Here is a 22,532-nt window from a genome sequence, read left to right on the forward strand (position 1 = left end):
GCCGGTTGTGTGTGCGGCGCCGCGTCCTGACTTTCCCCCTTTCCAGTCGACATGAGTGCCGATCCGCAAGAGTCGCCCGAGGACGGCGCGCAGGAAACCTTCATCTCGCACCTGGTCGAGTTGCGCGAGCGCATCGTCAAGGCCGGCGCGGGCGTGCTGCTGATCTTCCTGGGCCTGGTCTACTGGGCGCCCGACATCTTCAACCTGTTTTCGCGGCCGCTCATTCAGGCGCTGCCCAAGAACGGCCACATGATCGTGACCGATGTCACCGGCTCGTTCTTCGTGCCGATGAAGGTGACGCTGCTTGCGGCTTTCCTGATCGCGCTGCCGTGGGTGCTATATCAGGTCTGGCGCTTCGTGGCGCCGGGGCTGTATTCGCACGAGAAGCGCATGATCATGCCGCTGGTGGTGAGCAGCTATCTGCTGTTCCTGTGCGGCGTGGCGTTTGCGTATTTCCTGGTCTTCCCGACGGTGTTCAAGGTGATGGCGCACTACAACGCGCCGCTGGGGGCGGAGATGTCGACCGACATCGACAAGTACCTCAGCTTTGCGATGACCACCTTCCTGGCCTTCGGCATCACGTTTGAGGTGCCGGTGGTGGTGATGGTGCTGGTGCGCTTTGGCATCGTGAGCCTGGATAAGCTGCGCCAGGCGCGGCCGTACGTGGTGGTGGGCGCGTTCATCATCGCGGCCGTTGTGACGCCGCCGGATGTGATGTCGCAGCTGTTGTTGGCGGTGCCGCTGTGGCTGCTGTACGAACTGGGGCTGATCCTGGCGGCGATCTTCCTGCGCAAGACGGTCGCACCAGAGGCGGACCCGGAGCATTTGCCGGTCGTGAAGGACTAACGGGCCGATTCAACGATCGCCAAAGAGAAAGGCAGCCTCGGCTGCCTTTCTCGTTTTTGCGATGAGGCTTACGCCGCATACAACCAGAATTGCTCGCGCGGGAAGGTCAGGGCGTACTTGCCGTCGCTCGGGGCGCTGGCGGAGTATGCGCGCAGGCCTGTGCCGGCGGCGCCGCTGTCGCCGCTGGCGCGGAACAGGCATTCCCAGCGGTCGCCCAGGTACATGCGCGTCGCCAGCGGCAGGTGGATGGTGTTGTCAGCGTTGTCCACACCCACGCGCACCTGCTCCAGGCGGATCACGCCATGCGCGGCGGCGCCCGGCTTCAGATCCCCGCGTGCTACACCCCACAGCGACCAGCCGCCAGCCTCATCGACCAGCCGTGCCATGCCATCACGCACTTCGGCGATCTTGCCGTTGACGCGGTTGTTGCTGCCCATGAACTCGGCGGTGAAGAGGGTTTGCGGCGCGCCGTACATCTCTTCGGGCGTGCCTTGCTGTTCGATCACGCCGTTGTTCAGCAGCAGGATGCGGTCCGACATGGCCATCGCTTCGCTCTGGTCGTGCGTGACCATCAGCGCAGAGAGGCCCAGGCGCACGATCAGCTCGCGCAGGAAGGCGCGGGCTTCTTCGCGCAGCTTGGCATCGAGGTTCGAGAGCGGCTCGTCGAGCAGGATGACGGGCGGGTTGTAGACCAGCGCACGGGCAATCGCCACGCGCTGCTGCTGGCCGCCGGAGAGCTGGCTCGGGAAGCGCTCGCCCAGATGGCCCAGGCCCAGTTGCTGCAGCACCGCCTGCACGCGTTCCTTGATCTGTGCGGATGGCGTCTTGCGCAGCTTGAGCGGGTAGGCGACGTTCTCGGCCACGGTCTTGTGCGGCCACAGTGCGTACGATTGAAACACGAGGCCCAGGTTGCGCCCTTCGGCGGGCACGTCGAGCTTCTTGGCGCCGTCGAACATGACGCGGTCGCCGATCTGGACGGTACCCTGGCTCGCCTGCTCGAGGCCGGCGACAGCGCGCAGCAGCGTGGTCTTGCCCGAACCAGACGGGCCCAGCAGCGAGACAACCTCGCCCTTCTGCAGCTGCATCGAGACACCCTTGAGGACCGGGTTGTTGCCGTATTGCAGGTGCAGGTTGTTGACGGTGAGTTCAATCATGGAGCTTTACCCCGAAACGCAGTGCAATGCCGAGGCCGACGGCCACCAGCACGATATTGACGAAGGACAGCGCGGCGACGATATCGATGGCGCCGCCCGCCCACAGGGAAACCAGCATCGAGCCGATCGTCTCGGTGCCCGGCGAGAGCAGGTACACACCGGTCGAGTACTCGCGCTCGAAAATCAGGAAGATCAGCAGCCAGGCGCCGAGCAGGCCGTAGCGCGTGAGCGGCACGGTCACATCGCGCGTGGTGCGGGCACGGCTGGCGCCCACCGAACGGGCGGCTTCTTCCAGCTCGGGGCCGACCTGCAGCAGCGCGGCCGAGATCAACCGCAGCCCGTAGGCCAGCCACACCACCGTGTACGCGATCCACACGCTGAAGATCGTGCTGCGCAGGTTACGCAGGCTCGGCACGATGTTCTCGATGATCCAGTTGGCGAAGGGCACGCTGCTGTCGGTCAGGCCGGTCTCGATCCAGTTCGGCACAAACAGGAACACCCACAGGAAGGCCAGACCGGCCAGCAGGCCCGGAATGGCGCGGGGCACCAGCACGCTGTAGTCGAGGAAGCGCGTCCAGCCGTCCGGCTTGCGGTGCATGGCGAGCCCGATGAAGGTGTAGCAGGCCACCGCGATGGCGCCGCCGATCACACCGATCAGCACCGTGTTGACGATCGCGCGCAGGAACTGCGGTTGCTCGAAGATCTGGTGGAATGCAGTGAGCGACACGGCCTCCGTCAACGACACGCCTTCACCCCAGTTCGACACGAACGCACGCAGCGCGATGCCCGACAGCGGCACCACCACCGAAATGAAGAACCACAGCACCACGACTGCCCATGCCGGCCAGCGCCACGAGCCCAGCGGCAGCGGGCGGCTGCGCGTGACCTTGCCCTTGACGGTGACGAAGCGGTTGGCCGAGCGCAGCATGTAGCGCTGCAGCAGCACCAGCGGGAACGTGACCATCACCAGGCAGACCGCCACGGCCGCCATCAGGTGATAGGCCGGCGTGCCGAGCTTGTTGGTCAGCTTGTACAGGTACGTGGCCAGCACCAGGTGTCCTTCCGGATCGCCCAGCACGAGCACCAGGCCGAACACCTCGAAGCCCAGGAAGATCACCAGTACGGCTGCGTACAGCAGCGCGGGGCGCACCATTGGCAGACTCACATTGAGCGCCACCGACAGCGGCGAGGCGCCCGAGATGCGCGCGGCTTCTTCCACATCCGAGCCCAGGCTGCGCAGCGCAGACGAGACATACAGATACACGTGCGGCACGTGCGTCAGACCCGCGATGATGATGATGCTGGTGAACGAATACACGTTCCAGGGCACGCCACCAAAGACCTGCTTGAACCAGATCGTATAGAAGCCGACCGGGCCGGCCGACACCACATAGCCGAACGCCAGCACCATCGGCGAGACGAACACCGGGATCATCAGCATCGGCTCGATGATGCGGCGGCCCGGCAGGTCGGAGCGCACCATCAGGAACGCCAGGATGCCGCCCAGCGGCACCGAGATCACCGCCAGGCCGAGGGCCAGCGCGGCGGATTTTTCGAACGCGTGCCAGAAGTCGGGATCATCGAAGATGAAGCGGTAAGCATCGAGCCCCGCCAGTGCGTCCGGCATGAAGAACGGCGCGGACAGGAAGCTCTGGTAGAAGATCAGCGCCAGCGGCGTGAAAATCGCCAGCGCGGTAAGCAGGATGACCACGCCGCGCGGCAAAGCCTGTCCCACACGCGTCCAGGGCGAGCGTTTGGGAGTGGCTTGGCTGGCGGCGGCACGGTCTTGCGCTAGGGAACGCATGGTGCCTCCAGGAGGGGCCGGCGCCTGATACGGACGGCGCCGGCAATTTGGTCAGATGAAGTGAGTCGTGATCGGCAAGTCAGCAGATCAACGGCCGGCGGCAGTGCGCCATTGCTTGATGAAGTCCAGGCGTTTCTTCGGCTCCAGGAACGTCAGGATCGAGTCGTCCACCGGAATCGGCTTGATGGTGTTGCCGAGAATCTTCTTCAGGCCGGCGGCGGTCGCTTCGCCAGTCACGTCTTCACGCAGCGAGTGCAGATCGGACTTGTTGGCGAGGATGTCCTGGCCGCGCTTGGACAGGATGTAGTCCAGCCACAGCTTGGCGGCGTTCGGGTGCTGCGCCTTCTTGGCGATCATCGCCACGCGCGACACCACCAGCGTGTAGTCCTTCGGATACACGATGCCGATCGACGGATCCTTCTTGGCGCGCGCCATCGCATACGAACCGAGGATGTTGTAGGCGATCAGGTTTTCACCCGAGGCCACGCGTTCCATCATCGTGCCGGTGGACGACTGCAGCACCAGGTTCGGGCCGACGGCCTTGATGAAGTCGAAGTACTGCGGCGAATCCTGGTTGTCCTGCACGGCCATCATGAAGCCCACGGCGGACTTCTCGATGTCGTACGTCGTGACCTTGTTCTTGAAGCGATCGCCCTGGCTGCCGACCAGCTTGGCGAGGTCAGCGTGCGTTTGCGGGACTTCGCTGTCCTTCACCAGGCGCTTGTTGTACAGGAACACGGCCGGCTCGTACGTCGTGCCGTAGGCCAGACCCTTGTAGACGGCCCACTTGGGCAGGTTCGGCACTTCGGGCGAGTCGTACTTCAGCGCGTAGGACTGGGCCAGCTTGAGCTGCGAGTCCATCGACGAGTTCCACATCATGTCGGCCGAGGCGCCGCCCGCAGCCTGCTCGCTGATGAAGCGGTTGTACAGCTCGCTGCTGTTCATGTCGTTGTACTCGACCTTCACGCCGGGGTAGAGCGACTCGAAATCCTTGATCAGCGGATCCGCGGCCTTGGTGTCGGTCGTGGCGTACACCACCACCTTGCCTTCCTTCTTGGCGGCGGCGACGGTGTCGGCGTAGTTGGCCGGATAGCCGGCCGGGACTTGCGCGAATGCGGCGGTGCTGAGGGTCAGTGCGGCAGTTGCGATGGAAGCGAGCGCGGCGTGCGCGGGCACGAAGCGGGGCACGAAGGGGCCACGAAGCATGGGTTTGTCTCCTGTTTGCTTGTGATGGTGTGGGGCCGGCTACTTAGTGCGCGTTGCGTGTAGCTCGGACGGATGGCCCCAGGTGCGGCGGATTATAGAAATCGCGCGCTTTCGCCACGCTTTCATTGCGTGTGCTGCGTCGCAGCATGTTCGGCCGAGGCTGCTGCGGTCGCCAACGGCACGCGGATTCGCGCCGAGAGCCCCACGCCGCCGTGTCCGTTCGGCTCGCCGTCGGCCAGCTCGATCTGCCCGCCGCTGCGTGCCGCATAGGCGCGTGCGATGGCCAGGCCAAGGCCAGACCCTTCGGCCGCATACCGGGTGTCTTTGGGCGCATGTTTCAACTTGGCTGTGCGACTTCCGCCCTCGTGTGCGCGGCGAAAGCGCTGAAATGCGTGCGCGCGCTCATCGGCGCTCATGCCGGGGCCGGTGTCGTCCACGCAGAGCAGCGCCGTATCGCCATCGGCCGTCGCGCGCACGGTGATGCGCCCCCCGGCAGGTGTGTAGCGGATCGCGTTGTGCACAAGGTTGGAGAGCGCCTCGCGCAGAAACGCCGGATAGCCTGTGACGGACAGCACCCTGTCGAGGCCGCCGTCGTCCCAGCCAAGATCCTGCTGCTTTTCGCGCGCCAGCGGCAGGGCGTCGAGGACGACGTCGCGTGCCAGCTCTGCCACGTCGAAGGTTTCGGCCGGCGCATCCTGCCCGGCGTGCCGTGCGCGGGCAAGGGCGAGCAGTTGCGTGGTCAGCCGGTTGGTGGACTGCAGCCGCGCGATGATGGCCGACAGGCTTTCGCGTACGCGGGCCGGGTCGGTTTCGCGCAGCGCGTATTCGGCCTGCGTGAGCAGCACGGCCAGCGGCGTGCGCAGCTGATGCGATGCATCGGCGAGAAACTGGCTCTGTGCCTCGGCCAACTCGGCATAGCGGTGGATGTGGTGGTTGATCGCGTCGACGAGCGGGCGGACTTCGGCGGGCACGTCGGCGGCATCGAGTGGGCGCAGGTCATCAGAGGCGCGTACGCCGATGCTGCGCGCCAGGCGATTGAGCGGGCGCAGCGCGACAGTCACGCCGAGCCACAACAGCGCGGCGCTTACCGCCACCAGCGCCGCATCGCGCAGCAGCGTGCCGCGCCAGACCGCCTGTTGCAGCGCGCGCCGTGTCTCGATGGTCTCCGCCACCTGGATCACGATGCGCCCCGGCAGCCCCGGCTGATACAGCGGTTTGGCCACGGCGGCCACGCGCACCGCTTCATCGTGGTAGGTCGCGTCGTAGAACAAGGGGGTGTCGTTCTCGAGCCGTTTGGCGGGCAGCGGCAGATCGTCGTAGCCGGTGAGGGCGGCGCCGGGCGGCTTGCCCGGCGCAGGCTCAAAGGCGACGCGGTAATAGACGTTGCTCTGCGCCGTCGATTCGAACATCGACAGCGCCACATACGGCACGTTGACCTGCACCTGCCCGCGCTCGATCGTCACGCCGTTTTCGATCGCGCGCACCGAGCCGAGCAGGGCGCGGTCGTACGCGCGGTCGGTGGCGGCACGCAGCGCCTGGTACGTCGGGACGACGTCGATGGCCAGCACGCCCGCCAGCCCCGGCAGCAGCAACCAGAGCAGCGTGAGTTTCAGGCTGTGCGGCAGCCGGAGCCAGGCGGGCCGTTGCATCATGCGCCGCTGTCAGCGGCAGGGTGGGCGTCATCGGCGCCGGCTTCGAGCATGTAGCCCAGCCCGCGTACGGTGACGATCTGCACGCCCGTGCCCGCCAGCTTCTTGCGCAGGCGGTGCACGACTACCTCCACGGCGTCGGGGCTTGAATCGCTGTCCAGGTTGAAGACCTTGTCGAACAGATGCACCTTGGTAATCGGCTGGCCAGTCTTGTGCAGCAGTGCCGACAGCGCAGCGTGCTCACGCGGCGTAAGAGACAGCGGCTCGCCCGACAGCAGGAACGCCTTGCGCCCCGTGTCGAACTCCAGCGGCCCGCAGCGCAGGCGCGGGAACGCCCGGCCGCGGCTGCGGCGGATCAGCGCCATCAACCGCGCTTCCAGCTCGGACAGCGCGAACGGCTTGGTGAGGAAATCGTCGGCGCCGGCATTCAGGCCGCGCACGCGTTCATCGAGCGCACCTTGCGCCGTGAGGATCAGCACCGGTGTGCGATCGTCGCGCGCGCGCATGTCGGCCAGCACGGCAAAGCCATCCTTGCGCGGCAAGCGCAGGTCCAGCACCACCGCGTCAAATTCGCCGGAGCCGAGAAACGCTTCCGCCAAGACGCCATCGGCCGCACGCTCAATTACAAAGCCGCTTTGCGCCAGCGCGCGCGCCAGCCACGCGGCCAATTCGTCCTCATCCTCCACCAGCAAGATCCGCATCGGGTGTCTCTCAATATCGTTCTGTGTGCTTTTTCATGATAATGCGTGGCGCCCGCATCCCGATTACATCGCTGATGACATCGTCCACCTGATGCGGCCCCAGTTGTGGTTCACCCGGCATGTCGTCCATCCTGAATTCCCGTCGTCGCTGGCTTTGTCAGACTGCCGCATTGCTGGCCGCAAGCGGCGTCGCTTCGCCTGGAGCGCGCGCGCAGTGGCTGGCCCATGCGGCGCCGGAACTGCCGTCGTACTACCCGCGTGACTACGGCGCGATGATCGACGCTGCCCGTCGCGAGGGCCACGTCACGGTGTACTCGACGACCGATTTCTCCGCCGCCCACCCGCTCATCCGCGCCTTCGAGGCGCGCTATCCCGGCATCACCGTCGACTACCGCGAGCAGAACAGCGACGACATCTACCGGCGCTTCCTCGCCGAGCTCAGCGCCAAATCACCGAGCGCGGACGTCGTCTGGAGCTCGGCCATGCCCGAGCAATTCAAGCTCGTGAATGATGGCCACGCGCTTTCGTATGCGTCGCCCGAGCGGCCGTACCTGCCGTCGTGGGCCATCTGGAAGAACGAGGCCTACGGCACGAGCTACGAGCCTGTCGTCTTCGTCTACAACGCGCGCCAGTTGCCCGCGGAGCTGATTCCTTCCACCCACGCCGACTTCGCCCGCATTCTCAATAGCCACCGCGACTTGCTGCGCGGCCGCGTCGCCTCGTACGACATCGAACATTCTGGCTCCGCCTTCCTCTTCGCCGCTGAAGACGCACGCACCACGCCCGTGTTCTGGGATGTTGCCAAGGCACTGGGTGGCGTCAACGTCAATCTGTACATCACCACGGCCGCGATGCTTGAGCGCGTGGCCGCCGGCGAAAGCCTGCTCGCCTATGACGTGATCGGCTCGTACGCCGCACGCTACGCCGATCGCAACCCGGCGCTCGCCATCAAGATGCCGACCGACTACACGCTGGTCGCCACGCGCGTCGCCTTCATCGCCCGCCGCGCCGCTCGGCCGAACGCCGCGCGGCTGTGGCTCGACTTCATGCTCTCGCGCGATGGCCAGAGCGTGATGGCCGACCGCGCGTTCCTGTTCTCGCTGCGCCAGGATGTGGAAACCGGGCTGACCGCGAAGCGTCTGCTCGCTGAGCTCGGCAACACCCATCGGCCGATTCCGGTCGGCCCGGGTTTACTCGCCCATCAAGATCAGCTCCGCCGTGCCGATTTCCTAAAGCGATGGCACGCTGCCCTCGGCAAATAAAAAGAGAATAAAGCAGCACTTTTCGCTGCGGCGTGGCGCGAAGGCGACAATTCAGAACTGTCACAAGGTGGCAAATTTGTGGCGGGGAAGAGGGGCTGCAACAGCCCGCCAACCCCCGTGCCATCGCGCCAAAAGCGGGTCGCGACCCCCTTCAAAGGGGGGCTTGCGCGTGTTGCCCATGAGCAACAACTTGGCCGCAAATCGCGTCCCAGAGCCAGAAAGGGTTTCCGGAATCCGTCACCGCTGGCACATAATGCGGTCAGACGTGAGGTATCTGCGTCGTCCATAAGGACAGTCAAGATTTCCCAATCAGTTGACAAGGAAAGTGTCGATATGAAGATGAAACTGTTTGCAGCTGCTGTTGCAGCTCTGGCCGCCGGTGGCGCCTATGCACAATCCTCCGTGACCCTGTACGGCGTGGTCGACGCTGGTCTGACGTACGCAAACAAGGTGCCGAACGGCAACGGCGGCGGTAGCTCGCGCGTTGGCCTGGATTCGGGCGGCCTGTCGGGTTCGCGTTGGGGCCTGCGTGGCGTGGAAGACCTGGGTGGTGGCCTGAAGGGTATCTTCACCCTGGAAAGCGGCTTCAACCTGGACAACGGCACGTCGGCTCAAGGTGGCCGTCTGTTCGGTCGTTCGGCTTACGTTGGTCTGCAAGGCCAGTGGGGTCAACTGACCGTTGGTCGCCACACGAACCTGTTCTACGACTTTGGCGTGAACTTCGACCCGATGGCTATCGCTGGTCGTTACTCGCTGGGCGCACAAGACAACTTCATCGGTTCGGGCCGTGCTGACAACTCGATCAAGTACCTGGGTACGTTCGGTGGCCTGGGCGTGCAAGCTCTGTACTCGTTCAACAACAACGGTAACGAGCAAGCTGGTCTGAACAAGCTGGGCCGTGAGTGGAGCCTGGGCGCAACCTACGCCGGCGGCCCGTTCGGTCTGGGTGTGGTGTACGACCAAACGAACAGCGCGACCGTTGCTACGGTTGACAACAAGGAACAACGCGCCGCGATCGCTGGTACGTACGCCTTCGGCCCGGCCAAGCTGTACGCTGGCTACCGTTGGTACCACGCTAACTTCGCAACGGTTGCTGGCAACGGTAACCTGCGTTCGAACCTGTACTGGGCTGGCCTGGGTTACCAAGCTACCCCGGCTCTGTCGCTGACCGGCACGGCTTACTACCAACAGTTCAAGAACGCAGCTGGCGGCAACCCGTGGCTGTTCGTGGTCGGTACCGACTACGCTCTGTCGAAGCGCACCGACGCCTACTTCAACGTGGCGTACGCTCTGAACAAGAGCGGCTCGGGTCTGGGCGTGCTGAACCTGAACGCCGCAGGCTATCCGGGCTCGAGCCTGGCTAGCGGTGACAACGTGTTCTCGAACACGACCAACGGCAACGGCAATCAAGTCGGCGCTACGGTTGGTATTCGTCACAAGTTCTAATTTGACGCGCTCGTAAGGGCGCATCGAATTAAACGGTTAAACGCCGATCCCGAAAGGGGTCGGCGTTTTTCTTTGTACGAATGGTTTTCCATATTGTGCGTGGCCAGTGTGCAGCGCCAGCAGACTAAGTGGCCGGCGGATCTGATGGCGGGCATTGGCGGCGGTTCGGCGAAGGCGAGGGCTCTAATCTAGGCGTCGAGCGGCTACGCTTAACAGCGCCTTGCCGGGGAGGGGCCGCTAACGCAGCCTTTGGCGTATGCCTTGAGGCAAGGCCCGCGTTGCTCCTAGACCTAAGGCTGTGGGGCCATCGACGATAGGCAGGAAGAAAAGACGGCGGCCTTCGAAGTCGGAAGGACAAAAAAACGGCGGCACATTGGCCGCCGCTTCTTTTTGTATGGATCGCTCGTGCTTACTGCTCTTCCTCGTCCGGCGAGGGCATTGGTACATTGCGGCGCGTGGGCGGGGGGCGCTTGCCGACGATGATCGTCAACTCCACCGCTTTGCCCTTGCGCGACACCGTCACCTTGGCTTCCGCGCCCGGTTTGAGCTGGGCGATGCTGTTGAGCAGCGCTGTCGTATCCAGGATCGATTCGCCGTTGACGCTGGTAAGGATATCGCCGGGGCGCAGACCCGCGCGGTCTGCCGGGCCGCCTTGAACCACCGCGGCGATCAGCGCGCCGTCCTTGCGCGACAGGCCGAACGATTCGGCAATTTCCGGCGTCACATCCTGCGGCTCGACGCCGATCCAGCCGCGTACCACGCTGCCGGTGGAAATGATCGACTCCATCACCTGCTTGGCCAGCGACACCGGAATCGCGAAACCAATGCCCAGCGAGCCGCCCGAGCGCGAGTAGATCGCTGTGTTGATGCCGAGCAGGTTGCCGTCCGCATCCACCAGCGCGCCACCCGAGTTGCCTGGGTTGATTGCCGCGTCGGTCTGGATGAAGTTTTCGAACGTGTTGATGCCCAGGTGGCTGCGGCCCAGTGCGGACACAATCCCCATCGTCACGGTCTGGCCGACGCCGAACGGGTTGCCGATGGCGAGCACCACGTCGCCGACACGTACGTTTTCGAGCCGACCCAGCGTGATGGCAGGCAGGTTCGGCAGGTCGATCTTCAAGACGGCCAGGTCTGTTTCAGGGTCGGAGCCAACCACCTTGGCGTTGCTCTTGCGGCCATCCGTGAGGGCGACTTCGATCTCGTCGGCCCCGTCTACCACGTGGTGGTTCGTTAGAATGTAGCCTTCCGAGCTGACGATCACGCCCGAGCCGAGGCTGGCCGTGGGTTCCTGGCGTTGTTCGGGGGCGCGGTCGCCGAAGAAGAAGCGGAACCACGGATCCGCGCTGGCCTGCGGATTGTTATTGCGCTTGGGCGCATTCTTGCTGCTGAAGATGTTGACCACCGCCGGCATCGCCACCTTGGCGGCTTCCGCGTAGGAGTTGCTGGAGGTGCCGCCATGGCCAATTGGCGCGACTTCCTTGAGCGCGACGATGGGCGAGCCGGATTGCACCGCCACCTTGCCCCGCTGCAGCCAATCCGGCTTGAGCGTGGCGATCACAAACCAGACGGCCAGCACGACCGTGACGGCTTGCGCAAAAAACAGCCAAAAGCGGCGCAACATAGGGCGAAATTGAGTCGAAATGGATCGAAAAGAACTTGAATTGTACTTGAACGACCTGTTGCAGGCGGCGCGTTTTCGGGACTATTGCCCCAATGGGCTGCAGGTGCAGGGGCGTGAAACCATCACCCATATCGTGACCGGTGTGACTGCCAGCCTGGCGCTGATCGAGGCTGCTATCGACGCGCACGCCGACGCCATTCTTGTGCACCACGGCTACTTCTGGAAAGGGGAGGATGGCCGTGTCGTCGGCCAGAAGCATGCCCGCCTGAAGCAACTTCTGGCGCACGATCTGAACCTGTTCGCGTATCACCTGCCGCTGGATGCGCATCCCGAACTGGGTAACAACGCCCAATTGGGCGCCTTGCTCGATATCGAGCCGCAAGGCCGGTTTGGCGACGACGAGCTTGGCTGGATTGGCGTGCTGCCCGAGGCCACCACGCTGGGGGCTTTTGCCGAGACAGTGTCGGCAAGGTTGGGCCGGGTGCCGCTGGTGATCGGAGAGGGTGACCGCCTAGTGCGCACGGTCGGCTGGTGCACGGGTGGGGCGCAAGGCTGGTTTGATGCCGCCATTGCGGCCGGTGTGGACGTCTACCTGAGCGGCGAGGCATCTGAGCAGACCACGCACCTGGCGCGCGAATCGGGTGTGGCCTACATCGGGGCGGGCCACCACGCCACCGAGCGCGGTGGCGTGCGGGCGCTCGGCAACCACCTCGCCGAGCGCTTCGGGGTGCGTCACACCTTCATCGACATCCCGAATCCGGTGTGAGCTGACTGCGTTCGTTACTTGCTCTTCAGGCTGTCGCGAATCTCGCGCAGCAATACGATGTCTTCCGGCGTGGCGGGCGCTTCCGCCGGCGGCTGGTTGGCTTCGGTCAGGCGCGTGATCGCGCGAACCATCAGGAACACGATAAACGCCAGGATGACGAAATTGACCGCCACGGTGATGAAGTTGCCGTAGGCGAAGACCGGCACGCCCGCCTTCTTCAGGTCCGCCAGGGTATGCGGCACGCCCGCCGGAGCTTCGGCGAGCTGGATGAACAGATTCGAGAAATCGAGCTTGCCAATGATGCGGCCGATCACCGGCATGATCAGATCATTGACGAGCGAATCGACGATCTTGCCGAACGCCGCGCCGATGATCACACCTACCGCCAGGTCCATCACGTTGCCGCGCATCGCGAATTTCTTGAAGTCTTGCATCAGTGCCATCGGTTTTCTCCGGATTGTTTGATTCGAGACAAACGGTCAAGCTGCGGATTGGTTGACCTGAATTGTAGAAAGCGAGGTTGCAAGAGACATGCCGAAGCCTTGTCTGCACTGGGCTGGCGGGCAATCGGTGTGTCCACTATATCTGCAACCGGCATGCCCCGCGACCGCTATTGTTGGCAAGGTACGGTCAGGTATAATTTTTGGTTGACGCGAATCTATCTTGATTTCTCACCCTGGGGTCTTGAATGAGTGACCAGCAAAACGTGGACAAGGGTCGCCGTAATCTATTGATTGCGACGTCCGTGGCTGGTGGTGTGGGAGGGGTTGCAGTTGCGGCCCCTTTCGTTTGCACATTCGCACCATCTGAAAAAGCCCGTGCAGCGGGCGCGCCCGTAGAGGCGGACGTGAGTGACCTGGCCCCCGGCCAGATGAAGGTGGTGGAATGGCGCGGCAAGCCGGTCTGGCTGCTCAAGCGCACGCCCGACATGCTGGAATCGCTCAAGAAGACCGACACCGAAGTCGCCGACCCCAAGTCCGACGTGCCCTTCACCATGAAGACGCCGGACTACTGCAAGAACGAAACCCGTTCCCGTGCCGAACATAAAGATCTGCTGGTCGTGGTCGGTATCTGCTCCCACCTCGGTTGCTCCCCGTCTGGCCCGTTCCCCGCTGGCGCCAACGTGCAGCTGGCCGGCGACCCGGGCTTCGTCTGCCCGTGCCATGGCTCGACGTTCGACCTGGCTGGCCGCGTATTCAAGAACAAGCCCGCACCGCAGAACTTGGATGTTCCGCCGTACATGTTCCTGTCGGACACGAAGCTGCTGATCGGTAAAGACGAGAAAGGAGAGGCTTGATCATGGCCGAGAAGAAGGTGGAGACAACCGGGCTGCTGGGCTGGATCGATGCTCGCTTCCCGTTGACCGAGACATGGAAGGCGCATCTGTCGGAGTACTACGCGCCGAAGAATTTCAACTTCTGGTATTTCTTTGGTTCGCTGGCGCTGTTGGTGCTGGTGATCCAGATCGTCACGGGCATCTTCCTGGTGATGAACTACAAGCCGGACGGCACGCTCAACGCCGCCGGTATTCCCGTCGCCTATGCGAGCGTGGAGTTCATCATGCGCGAGGTGCCGTGGGGCTGGCTGGTGCGCTATATGCACTCGACCGGCGCGTCGGCGTTCTTCATCGTCGTGTATCTGCACATGTTCCGCGGCATGCTGTACGGCTCGTACCGCAAGCCGCGCGAGCTGGTCTGGATCTTCGGCTGCCTGATCTTTCTGTGCCTGATGGCCGAAGCCTTCATGGGCTATCTGCTGCCGTGGGGCCAGATGTCGTACTGGGGCGCGCAGGTGATCGTGAACCTGTTCTCCGCCATCCCGCTGATCGGCCCGGACCTGTCGCTGTGGATCCGCGGTGACTACGTGGTGTCGGACGCGACGCTGAACCGCTTCTTCTCATTCCACGTGATTGCGGTGCCGCTGGTGCTTCTGGGCCTGGTGGTGGCGCACGTGATTGCGCTGCACGAAGTGGGCTCGAACAACCCGGACGGCGTGGAGATCAAGGCGAAGAAGGACGCGCGCGGTATTCCGCTCGACGGCATTCCGTTCCACCCGTACTACTCGGTGCACGACATCGTGGGCGTGGCGGTGTTCCTGTTCATCTTCAGCGCGATCGTGTTCTTCGCGCCGGAAATGGGCGGCTACTTCCTGGAAGCCAACAACTTCATTCCGGCGGATTCGCTCAAGACGCCGCCGCACATCGCGCCGGTGTGGTACTTCACGCCGTTCTACTCGATGCTGCGTGCGACCACGTCGGACTTCCTGCCGTGGCTGTGGGGCTTCATCGCCATCATGCTGGGCCTGCTGTTCGTGCGCTCGAAGAGCATGATGATCAAGGGCGTGGCGGTGGCCGTGGCCGTGGTTCTGGCGCTCGGCTTTGCCTTCATCGACGCCAAGTTCTGGGGCGTGGTGGTGATGGGCGGCTCGGTGGTGATCTTCTTCTTCCTGCCGTGGCTGGACCACTCGCCGGTCAAGTCGATCCGCTATCGCCCGGGCTTCCACAAGACGCTGCTGATCCTCTTCGTGATTGCGTTCGCGGTGCTGGGCTACCTGGGCATTCAGCCGCCGAGCCCGGTCGGTTCGATCATTTCGCAGATCGGCACCATTCTGTACTTCGCGTTCTTCCTCGCGATGCCGATCTGGAGCCAGATCGGGACGTTCAAGCCAGTGCCTGAGCGCGTCACGTTCACGCCGCACTGATTCGAACCGAGCACAAGGACCCATGAAGGACACAAGAATGAAAAAGCTGCTTGCGATTTTCGCCTTGGCCGGTCTCGTGTTTGCCGCGCCTGTGATGGCCAATGAGGGCGGCGTGCCGCTCGATACGGCGCCCAACCAATCCAGCGACACCTCCGCGCTGCAGCGCGGCGCGAAGCTGTTCGTCAACTACTGCCTGAACTGCCACGGCGCCAGCGCCATGCGCTACAACCGCCTGCGCGACATCGGCCTGACCGAGGAGCAGATCAAGCAGAACCTGCTGTTCACCTCTGACAAGGTCGGCGACACGATGCACATCGCCATGGACCGCGAAGACGCCAAGAAGTGGTTTGGCGCCGTGCCGCCGGACCTCTCGGTGATCGCCCGTGCGCGCGGCAGCGACTGGCTCTACACCTACCTGCGCACGTTCTACCGCGACGACACGCGTCCGACCGGCTGGAACAACCTGGTGTTCGACAAGGTCGGCATGCCGCACGTGCTGTGGGAGCTGCAAGGCCAGCGCGTGCCGAAGTACGAGACGGTCAAGTCAGAGCACGGCGGCGAGCCGGAGCACAAGCTGGTCGGCTTCGAGCAGGTCACCCCGGGCAAGCTGAACAACGTGGAATACGACCAAGCGGTGGCCGATCTCGTCACGTATCTGGACTGGATGGCCGAGCCTGCCGGTAACCTGCGCAAGCGCCTGGGTGTGTGGGTTTTGTTGTTCATCGGCGTGTTCTTCGTGCTGGCCTGGCGCCTGAATGCGGCCTATTGGAAGGACATCAAGTAAAATCCGTGTTTTCCGGGCAAGGGCTAGGCCGGTGGAGAACTGGTCCTAGCCCTTTGCCTTTTCGCTTTTGTGCCGTGGCGGCGCCATTTGCCGCCCGGTTGTACCGTCATCGGGCCGCCCCCGGCCCGTGCGCCAAGGAACTACAACCATGATGGTCTTGTACTCGGGCACCACTTGCCCGTTCTCGCAGCGTTGCCGCCTCGTCCTGTTCGAAAAGGGCATGGATTTCGAGATCCGCGACGTCGATCTCTTCAACAAGCCGGAAGACATCGCGGTGATGAACCCGTACGGCCAGGTGCCCATCCTGGTCGAGCGCGACCTGATCCTGTACGAGTCGAACATCATCAACGAGTACATCGACGAGCGCTTCCCGCACCCGCAGCTGATGCCGGCCGACCCGGTGCAGCGTGCCCGCGCCCGCCTGTTCCTGTTCAACTTCGAAAAGGAACTGTTCACGCACGTGTCCGTGCTCGAGAACGAAAAGGGCAAGGCCGCCGAGAAGAATCACGAGAAGGCGCGGGCTGCCATTCGTGACCGTCTCACGCAGCTCGCTCCGATCTTCCTGAAGAACAAGTACATGCTGGGCGAAGAGTTCTCGATGCTCGACGTGGCGATCGCGCCGCTGCTGTGGCGTCTGGACCACTACGGCATTGAAGTCTCGAAGAACGCTGCCCCGCTGATGAAATACGCGGAGCGTATCTTCAGCCGTCCGGCGTATATTGAAGCGCTGACGCCGTCGGAAAAGGTCATGCGCCGCTGATTGCCGCCGGGTTGCGGACCGCGCGTTCGAGTCGAATCCATGCGCGGCCGCACCCACGGTCACCGATTTCATCATGCCGGAAACTTCCACCAAGCCCTACCTGATCCGTGCCATCTACGAATGGTGCACGGACAACGGCTTCACGCCGTACATCGCTGTCTTCGTCGACAACAGCACCAACGTGCCGCGCGAGTTCGTCAAGAACGACGAGATCGTGCTGAACGTGAGCTTTGACGCGACCAGCCAGCTCGACATGGGCAACGAGTGGATCACGTTCCACGCGCGTTTTTCGGGCGTGTCGCGCAAGATCGAAGTCCCGGTCGAGAACGTGCTTGCGGTGTATGCACGCGAGAATGGGCAAGGTATGGCCTTCCCGGTCGAGCGCAGCACGCCGACCACGCAGGCGGCCACCGAGCGCGAGAGCAACCCGCCGCCCAAGCTGGCCGCGGTGGATTCCGAATCGGCCCCCGCACCTGTTACCGCCGAAGTGGACGGGGGGGGCGACGATGAGCCGACGCCGCCTAATGTGCCGCGCATTGGTGGCAAACCTGCGCTGAAAGTCGTCAAGTAAGCCGTGTTAGGTTAGAATCGCGTTTCTTTGCCGGCTTAGCTCATCTGGTAGAGCAGTTGATTTGTAATCATCAGGTGGCGGGTTCGAGTCCTGCAGCCGGCACCAGCTTCACAAAAACGGCCTCCCTTGCGGAGGCCGTTTTCTTTTCCGCTCCTGGCGTGAGCAGCTCAACCGCGCCGCACCCAGATCACCTTGCCGTTCTGGAGGCCGAGGTTGCGCCGTTCCTGCCGGTAATCCATCGTGCCGGGCAGCACCTTGCCGTCGCGTTCGCTGATGCGCCACAGGCAACCGTTCAGCAGCGCGGTCGCTTCGTGTTCCGTCTTGCCGATCAGCGCGTCATCCGAGGCGGCCGCCGCCTGGCACGTGCCGTCAGGTTGAGCATGATTTGCCATGGGGGTTTCGCCTCCATTCTTGGTGGGCCCGGTGCCGGCCATCGAGCATCCGGCCATGCCTGCGATTGCGGCCATCGTGAGCATCGTTGCTAGGCGTGTCATACAACCTCTCGTTTGTGTTGGATGTGATGTGCGTTCGAGTGCTGTGTGCACGCGGCGCGGTGCATTCGATTCGTGGAGGCAGTGTATCCAACCGGTTGGCTAAGCGGATGCAACAGCGGGGAGCGAATGCCCACGACCTGTGGTCTGCGCATCAAGAGTAGGCATGTGGTTTGTGTGATTGTGCGTGTACCTGGGGGAGTATTTTCCGTGTGGTCCAAACGCCTGTACATGGCGCCACCAAGCCAATTGCACGCCGGCCTTGGGTTCGGCCGGGCACGTTCATGTTGCCGGTGTGCAAAGAGCCTTCCACCCCCTCCCAAAAAGGCTTGCCGAGTCCGAGAACACTTTGTTACTCTGCGCCCCGTCATCGCTACGGAGTGCATCTCCATGGACAGTTGTTCTAGTCGATCTTCGATCGCACATTGAACGGCTAGACAGTCTCGGCGCATCGTTTTCGCGCCTGACCACTGCCTAGCCGTATTTCACGGCGGGTAGTGGCGCTTGTGCGGGTTCTCCGCAACAAGTCCCTTCCCACAATTCGATTGTTTTACCGACACGGCCATGTGGCTGCGTGCGTGTTTGCGCGCGTGGTTTCCTGGGAGCACCGTGGTCGGCTCATGCCTACGTTCGTCATAGAAACGAATGGGGGAGGTCTCATGCTGTTTCTCTCGATGCTGCAATACGTTTGGGTTTCCGTGCGTCCGCTGGTTCTGGTGCGCGCCGCTGTGCTTCGCCGCCCGGCTCTGCTGACCTTGATGGCTCTGCTGTCTGCTTCCACTCAACTTGCACGCGCAGACGACGCGCCCGCTTCCGCTCCGGCGGCCGATGCCCTGCCCATCGCCAGCGGTGAGCTGGATGACCGCTTCGGCTTTCACGGCCAATCCACCTGGATCTGGCAGGCCAAGCCCGCATTCAATGCGCCGTACAGCGGCGACAACAGCCTGACGCCGGATCGTGCCACCAGTTATTCCTTCAGCACCACGCTCGATTTGGGCATGCGGCTGTGGAAGGGGGCAGAGTTCCATTTCAACCCGGAAGTCGCGATGGGCAAGGCCTTCTCGGATCTGCATGGTTTGGGCGGCCCAACCAACGGGGAGCTGGCCAAAGTCACAGGCGTCGATCCGACGTTGTATCGCGCCCGCGTTTTCCTGCGCCAGACCTGGGGCCTGGGCGGTGATGCCGAAAAGATCGACGCCGATTTCAACCAGTTTGCCGACGTGGTGGACAAGCGCCGCGTGGTACTGACCGTGGGCAACCTGTCAGTGCTCGACGTGTTCGATGCCGTGGAATATGCGCATGACCCACGCACACAGTTTCTGAACTGGTCGTTCATGACGCATCCGTCGTTCGACTATCCCGCCGATGCGCGTGGCTACAGCTGGGGCGTGGCGCTCGAATACATCGACAGCGAACTCGGCTGGGCTGTCCGCGCCGGCCGTTTCCTGCAACCGGTGGAGTCCAATGGTTTGCCGCTCGACACGCGTTTTCTCAAACACTACGGCGACATGCTCGAGCTGGAAAAGAGCTACACGCTGTTCGGCCAGGAGGGCAAGGTGCGCCTGCTCGGCTGGCGCAACTTTGCGCGCATGGGCCGCTTTGACGATGCGATGGCGCTTGGCCAGTCCACGGGCAGCGCGCCTGATCTGAGCCTGGTGCGCCGCGAGCATGCCAAGGTGGGAGTGGGTTTGTCCTTTGAGCAAAAGGTGGGTGAAAACCTGGGCCTGTTCACCCGTTTGAACTGGTCGGATGACAGGACGGAGACCTATGCTTTTACGGAGGCCGGTCGCAATGTGTCGTTCGGCGGCCTGCTCAATGGCACGTCGTGGGGCCGGCCCAATGATGTGCTGGGTGCGGCCTTCTCGCTCAACATGCTGGGTCCCGATCACCGCGCCTATCTGGCGGCAGGGGGCAGCGGCGCGTTCCTGGGCGACGGCGCATTGAACTACGGCCAGGAGCGCATACTCGAAGTGTTCTACAGCTTTCAACCGGTCAAGGGCATCACCCTGAGCCCCGATTTTCAGTTGATCCAGAACCCCGGCTACAACCGGGACCGCGGGCCCGCCAAGTTCTTTGGTGTTCGCGCCCACGCGGCGTTCTAAGACGCACGGAGGACCCATATGGACAGTCCGAGTCGACCTTATCCGATCTCTCTTTCCCACTAGGCGAGTCCGCCGCACGGTTGTTCCCTGCTGCTGACTTGCCGCCCTGGCAAGGCAGCGGTGTCTCGCATCGCTCCTTGATCGTTTGATTCCGCCGCCGCATCCACGCGTGCGCGGCGATTGCTGCGTGCCGCGCGTGAGTCGTGCGCACGCGGCGAGGAGTGTGCCATGCGCAAATTCAATATTCCCGCACGTCGTTTCCCGGTGATCGCGCTGCCGTTCAGCTCGCCCTTTGTACAGGCCCGGACCGGTGCACCAGAGCGTGCCGGTGCGACGTCTGTCGCGACCAACCAGCGCGCCGGAGATAGCGGTCAGTCGCTCTCCAACCACGGCTACGCCGCAGCGGCCATCCGGCTGTCGCGCACCTATTGGTAACCGGCGGGGCATCCAACAACATCAAAACCATCGGAGGTCGATATGACCCAATTTGCTTCGGGCATCGACGCACCACCACGTCATGCCGCGCTCGACGACGCCCACGTGGGCGACATCCGCGGTGCGCTCGGCACCATCGCGCATCACGATACCGGCGCGCGTGACGGCTGGCGCGCGCGTCTGCGCACGCTGCTCGCCATCCTCGGGCCCGGCCTGATCGTGATGGTCGGCGACAACGATGCCGGCGCGTTCGGCACGTACACGCAGGCCGGGCAGAACTACGGCACCACGCTGCTGTGGACGTTGCTGCTGCTCATCCCCGTGCTGTACGTGAACCAGGAGATGGTGCTGCGCTTAGGCGCCGTCACGCGTGTCGGCCATGCGCGGCTGATCTTTGCGCGCTTCGGCAAGTTCTGGGGCAGCTTCTCCGTGATCGATCTGTTTCTGGTGAACGCGCTGACGCTGGTGACGGAGTTCATCGGCATCAGCTTGGCGCTGGAGTACCTTGGCATCCCGCGCTATTGGGGCGTGTGCGCGGCGGCGGCGCTGGTGATGCTGGCCTCGTCCACCGGAGACTTCCGCCGCTTCGAGCGCTTTGCGTTGCTGCTGGTGGCCGGCAGCCTCACGCTCATTCCCGTGTTCGTGATGGTGCATCCGCCGATGGGGCAGGTGGCGCGTGACTTCTTCGTGCCAGCACTCCCGGCCGGCGCACCGCTGGCGGAGGTGATGTTGCTGATCATCGCCATCGTGGGGACGACGGTCGCGCCGTGGCAATTGTTCTTCCAGCAGAGCTATGTGATCGACAAACGCATCACCGCACGCTTCATTCGCTATGAGCGTGCGGATTTGTGGCTGGGCATCGTGCTGGTGATTGCCGGTGCCGTGGCGATGATTGCCTTCAGCGCGCAGGCCTTTCATGGCACGCCTGAATTCGGCAACTACACCGATGCGCTGGGCACCGCGAAAGGGTTGGAAGCCCATTCGGGCCGCTGGGCCGGCGTGCTGTTTGCGATCGCGCTGCTGGACGCCAGCATCATCGGCGCGTGCGCGGTGTCGCTCTCCACGGCGTATGCGATTGGCGATGTGTTTGCCGTGCGGCATTCGCTGCATCGCAAGCCAACGGAGGCCAAGGGCTTCTATGCCGTGTATGCCGGGCTGACGCTGTTGGCGGCGGGTTTGGTGCTGACACCGGGCGTGCCGCTGGGGCTGCTGACCAACGCGGTGCAGTCGCTGGCTGGCGTGCTGCTGCCGAGCGCGACGGTGTTCCTGCTGCTGCTGTGCAACGACAAGGCTGTGCTGGGCCCGTGGACAAACGGCCGCACGATGAACATCTTCACCGGCGGCGTGGTGGCGGTGCTGGTGATGCTCTCCGTCATCCTGACGGCGGCGGTGCTGTTTCCTGGCATCGGCGAATTCGAGATCGGCGCGATCCTGATCGGCGGCTCGGTCATCGCCATCGTCATGTCGCTGGTGCTGTGGCGCATTGCGCGACGCACGCAGCGGCCGCATCACCCGCTGCGCGTCAGCGTGCTCGACCGCGACCGCTGGACCATGCCGCCGCTGGAGCAGCTCACGCCGGCACGGTGGACGCCGCTCAAGCGCACGTGGATGTTCGTCCTGCGCGGCTACCTCGTGGTGGCAGCGGGGCTGGTGCTGGTTCGGATTGCCGGATTGCTGACGCAATGAGATCAAGAAGCCACTTCGGTGGCCTTGTCTTGGCGCCGAAACAAGATGGATTCGCGCTTGCGCTGCGGTATCGGGGCGCACATCTGGGGGCTGCGTCGGGTGCGCACCACTGTGGCTGATTGTCGCAGTGCAACAACACGCACTTTCGATTTGCTTACCCGCAAAGCCGCGTAAACCCTAGCCGCACGGCGAGGGGGCCACTTGTCAATCGACGGCGATATCTAATTGCCTGAGCAGGCGATGCGATCCCAAGCGCCGTCTGGCGGTAAGATCGCGCCCGCATTCCACTCCCAACCGCGCTCCCAACGGGCGCCTGACGTAGTGCCTGCATCGAATCCTTCCGCCCCCGATGTGTCGTCCGCTGTGTTGTGCAGTGCGGCGGCGCTCAGCCTCGTCCATGCCAGTCATGGCCGAAGTCCGCCTCACCGGCGGGGTGCGCTGGGTTCAGCTTCTCCCTGATCGGCGCCCGATGTGATCGAAGACCCGCTGTCGCACCAGGCGTTTCCAAGGTGCCGGTAGCTCGGTCTTCTCATTTCCCGCGTTTTTCC

At 63.6% G+C, this 22,532-nt stretch carries 20 protein-coding genes and 1 tRNA gene; 13 read left to right on the top strand and 8 right to left on the bottom strand.

Annotation, left to right across the window (positions count from 1 at the left end; translation table 11 throughout):
* Positions 1 to 51 precede the first annotated feature (51 nt).
* Complete coding sequence (tatC, locus tag NG900_RS24820; RefSeq protein WP_252684759.1) at positions 52 to 846, top strand: twin-arginine translocase subunit TatC; 795 nt, start codon at positions 52 to 54, stop codon at positions 844 to 846.
* A gap of 68 nt (positions 847 to 914) precedes the next feature.
* On the opposite strand, the gene NG900_RS24825 is transcribed toward tatC, so the two are convergent.
* The 5 genes from NG900_RS24825 to NG900_RS24845 all read right to left on the bottom strand — a co-directional run bounded on the left by NG900_RS24825 (position 915) and on the right by NG900_RS24845 (position 7,360).
* Complete coding sequence (locus NG900_RS24825; RefSeq protein ID WP_252684761.1) at positions 915 to 2,000, bottom strand: ABC transporter ATP-binding protein; 1,086 nt, start codon at positions 1,998 to 2,000, stop codon at positions 915 to 917.
* Positions 1,993 to 3,804 (bottom strand): ABC transporter permease, encoded by a 1,812-nt coding sequence (locus tag NG900_RS24830; protein WP_252684763.1) that lies wholly within the window; start codon positions 3,802 to 3,804, stop codon positions 1,993 to 1,995. The genes NG900_RS24825 and NG900_RS24830 overlap by 8 nt, the downstream gene beginning before the upstream one ends.
* Before the next feature lie 87 nt (positions 3,805 to 3,891).
* Positions 3,892 to 5,010, bottom strand: coding sequence for an ABC transporter substrate-binding protein (locus NG900_RS24835; protein WP_252684765.1), 1,119 nt, complete (start codon positions 5,008 to 5,010; stop codon positions 3,892 to 3,894).
* A 122-nt stretch (positions 5,011 to 5,132) separates the two neighbouring features.
* Positions 5,133 to 6,662 (bottom strand): sensor histidine kinase, encoded by a 1,530-nt coding sequence (locus NG900_RS24840; RefSeq protein WP_252684767.1) that lies wholly within the window; start codon positions 6,660 to 6,662, stop codon positions 5,133 to 5,135.
* Positions 6,659 to 7,360, bottom strand: coding sequence for a response regulator (locus tag NG900_RS24845; protein WP_252684769.1), 702 nt, complete (start codon positions 7,358 to 7,360; stop codon positions 6,659 to 6,661). The genes NG900_RS24840 and NG900_RS24845 overlap by 4 nt, the downstream gene beginning before the upstream one ends.
* Positions 7,361 to 7,479: 119 nt before the next feature.
* On the opposite strand from NG900_RS24845, the gene NG900_RS24850 reads away from it, so the two are divergent.
* Complete coding sequence (locus NG900_RS24850; RefSeq protein WP_252684771.1) at positions 7,480 to 8,622, top strand: ABC transporter substrate-binding protein; 1,143 nt, start codon at positions 7,480 to 7,482, stop codon at positions 8,620 to 8,622.
* A 333-nt stretch (positions 8,623 to 8,955) separates the two neighbouring features.
* Entirely contained in the window at positions 8,956 to 10,068 is a 1,113-nt protein-coding gene (locus tag NG900_RS24855; RefSeq protein WP_252684773.1) for a porin, read from the top strand.
* A gap of 409 nt (positions 10,069 to 10,477) precedes the next feature.
* Here the strand turns inward: NG900_RS24855 and NG900_RS24860 are convergent, their stop codons facing one another.
* Complete coding sequence (locus NG900_RS24860) at positions 10,478 to 11,689, bottom strand: Do family serine endopeptidase (RefSeq protein ID WP_252684775.1); 1,212 nt, start codon at positions 11,687 to 11,689, stop codon at positions 10,478 to 10,480.
* 19 nt (positions 11,690 to 11,708) lie between these two features.
* Between NG900_RS24860 and NG900_RS24865 the strand changes: the two genes are divergently transcribed.
* A complete protein-coding gene (locus tag NG900_RS24865; protein ID WP_252684777.1) occupies positions 11,709 to 12,455 on the top strand; it encodes a Nif3-like dinuclear metal center hexameric protein in 747 nt (248 codons plus the stop codon).
* Between the two features lie 14 nt (positions 12,456 to 12,469).
* Here the strand turns inward: NG900_RS24865 and mscL are convergent, their stop codons facing one another.
* Positions 12,470 to 12,898: a large conductance mechanosensitive channel protein MscL gene (gene mscL, locus NG900_RS24870; RefSeq protein WP_252684780.1), complete on the bottom strand. Its 429-nt coding sequence runs from the start codon at positions 12,896 to 12,898 to the stop codon at positions 12,470 to 12,472.
* Positions 12,899 to 13,143: 245 nt separating this feature from the next.
* Between mscL and petA the strand changes: the two genes are divergently transcribed.
* The 6 genes from petA (at position 13,144) to NG900_RS24900 (ending at position 17,375) form a co-directional block, all read left to right on the top strand.
* Positions 13,144 to 13,752, top strand: a complete 609-nt coding sequence (gene petA, locus NG900_RS24875; protein WP_252684782.1) for a ubiquinol-cytochrome c reductase iron-sulfur subunit — start codon at positions 13,144 to 13,146, stop codon at positions 13,750 to 13,752.
* Positions 13,752 to 15,155, top strand: coding sequence for a cytochrome b (locus NG900_RS24880; RefSeq protein ID WP_252684880.1), 1,404 nt, complete (start codon positions 13,752 to 13,754; stop codon positions 15,153 to 15,155). The genes petA and NG900_RS24880 overlap by 1 nt, the downstream gene beginning before the upstream one ends.
* Positions 15,156 to 15,192: 37 nt before the next feature.
* Entirely contained in the window at positions 15,193 to 15,939 is a 747-nt protein-coding gene (locus tag NG900_RS24885; RefSeq protein WP_252684784.1) for a cytochrome c1, read from the top strand.
* Positions 15,940 to 16,087: 148 nt separating this feature from the next.
* Positions 16,088 to 16,699, top strand: coding sequence for a glutathione S-transferase N-terminal domain-containing protein (locus tag NG900_RS24890; RefSeq protein WP_004634649.1), 612 nt, complete (start codon positions 16,088 to 16,090; stop codon positions 16,697 to 16,699).
* Positions 16,700 to 16,772: 73 nt separating this feature from the next.
* A complete protein-coding gene (locus NG900_RS24895) occupies positions 16,773 to 17,270 on the top strand; it encodes a ClpXP protease specificity-enhancing factor (protein ID WP_252684786.1) in 498 nt (165 codons plus the stop codon).
* A gap of 29 nt (positions 17,271 to 17,299) precedes the next feature.
* Positions 17,300 to 17,375: transfer RNA gene (locus NG900_RS24900), tRNA-Thr, on the top strand.
* A gap of 62 nt (positions 17,376 to 17,437) precedes the next feature.
* Here NG900_RS24900 and NG900_RS24905 read toward each other — a convergent pair.
* Positions 17,438 to 17,764 (bottom strand): hypothetical protein, encoded by a 327-nt coding sequence (locus tag NG900_RS24905; protein WP_252684788.1) that lies wholly within the window; start codon positions 17,762 to 17,764, stop codon positions 17,438 to 17,440.
* 656 nt (positions 17,765 to 18,420) lie between these two features.
* Here NG900_RS24905 and NG900_RS24910 point away from each other — a divergent pair.
* The 3 genes from NG900_RS24910 (at position 18,421) to NG900_RS24920 (ending at position 21,984) form a co-directional block, all read left to right on the top strand.
* Complete coding sequence (locus tag NG900_RS24910; protein ID WP_252684790.1) at positions 18,421 to 19,863, top strand: carbohydrate porin; 1,443 nt, start codon at positions 18,421 to 18,423, stop codon at positions 19,861 to 19,863.
* A 228-nt stretch (positions 19,864 to 20,091) separates the two neighbouring features.
* A complete protein-coding gene (locus NG900_RS24915; RefSeq protein ID WP_252684792.1) occupies positions 20,092 to 20,298 on the top strand; it encodes a hypothetical protein in 207 nt (68 codons plus the stop codon).
* A 42-nt stretch (positions 20,299 to 20,340) separates the two neighbouring features.
* On the top strand, positions 20,341 to 21,984 hold the full coding sequence (locus tag NG900_RS24920; protein WP_252684794.1) for an Nramp family divalent metal transporter: 1,644 nt from the start codon (positions 20,341 to 20,343) through the stop codon (positions 21,982 to 21,984).
* Positions 21,985 to 22,532 lie beyond the last annotated feature (548 nt).

The sequence above is a fragment of the Ralstonia soli genome (genome assembly GCF_023955655.1).
Classification (GTDB): Bacteria; Pseudomonadota; Gammaproteobacteria; order Burkholderiales; family Burkholderiaceae; genus Ralstonia; species Ralstonia soli.

Bases quoted from the DNA above. Each gene is read 5' to 3' on its own strand.
- NG900_RS24885 (WP_252684784.1), top strand. From the start codon at position 15,193: ATGAAAAAGCTGCTTGCGATTTTCGCCTTGGCCGGTCTCGTGTTTGCC.
- NG900_RS24890 (WP_004634649.1), top strand. From the start codon at position 16,088: ATGATGGTCTTGTACTCGGGCACCACTTGCCCGTTCTCGCAGCGTTGC.
- NG900_RS24895 (WP_252684786.1), top strand. From the start codon at position 16,773: ATGCCGGAAACTTCCACCAAGCCCTACCTGATCCGTGCCATCTACGAA.
- NG900_RS24845 (WP_252684769.1), bottom strand. From the start codon at position 7,360: ATGCGGATCTTGCTGGTGGAGGATGAGGACGAATTGGCCGCGTGGCTG.
- mscL (WP_252684780.1), bottom strand. From the start codon at position 12,898: ATGGCACTGATGCAAGACTTCAAGAAATTCGCGATGCGCGGCAACGTG.
- NG900_RS24840 (WP_252684767.1), bottom strand. From the start codon at position 6,662: ATGATGCAACGGCCCGCCTGGCTCCGGCTGCCGCACAGCCTGAAACTC.
- NG900_RS24825 (WP_252684761.1), bottom strand. From the start codon at position 2,000: ATGATTGAACTCACCGTCAACAACCTGCACCTGCAATACGGCAACAAC.
- NG900_RS24860 (WP_252684775.1), bottom strand. From the start codon at position 11,689: ATGTTGCGCCGCTTTTGGCTGTTTTTTGCGCAAGCCGTCACGGTCGTG.
- petA (WP_252684782.1), top strand. From the start codon at position 13,144: ATGAGTGACCAGCAAAACGTGGACAAGGGTCGCCGTAATCTATTGATT.
- NG900_RS24835 (WP_252684765.1), bottom strand. From the start codon at position 5,010: ATGCTTCGTGGCCCCTTCGTGCCCCGCTTCGTGCCCGCGCACGCCGCG.
- NG900_RS24865 (WP_252684777.1), top strand. From the start codon at position 11,709: ATGGATCGAAAAGAACTTGAATTGTACTTGAACGACCTGTTGCAGGCG.
- NG900_RS24920 (WP_252684794.1), top strand. From the start codon at position 20,341: ATGACCCAATTTGCTTCGGGCATCGACGCACCACCACGTCATGCCGCG.
- NG900_RS24830 (WP_252684763.1), bottom strand. From the start codon at position 3,804: ATGCGTTCCCTAGCGCAAGACCGTGCCGCCGCCAGCCAAGCCACTCCC.
- NG900_RS24910 (WP_252684790.1), top strand. From the start codon at position 18,421: ATGCTGTTTCTCTCGATGCTGCAATACGTTTGGGTTTCCGTGCGTCCG.
- NG900_RS24855 (WP_252684773.1), top strand. From the start codon at position 8,956: ATGAAGATGAAACTGTTTGCAGCTGCTGTTGCAGCTCTGGCCGCCGGT.
- tatC (WP_252684759.1), top strand. From the start codon at position 52: ATGAGTGCCGATCCGCAAGAGTCGCCCGAGGACGGCGCGCAGGAAACC.
- NG900_RS24915 (WP_252684792.1), top strand. From the start codon at position 20,092: ATGCGCAAATTCAATATTCCCGCACGTCGTTTCCCGGTGATCGCGCTG.
- NG900_RS24905 (WP_252684788.1), bottom strand. From the start codon at position 17,764: ATGACACGCCTAGCAACGATGCTCACGATGGCCGCAATCGCAGGCATG.
- NG900_RS24850 (WP_252684771.1), top strand. From the start codon at position 7,480: ATGTCGTCCATCCTGAATTCCCGTCGTCGCTGGCTTTGTCAGACTGCC.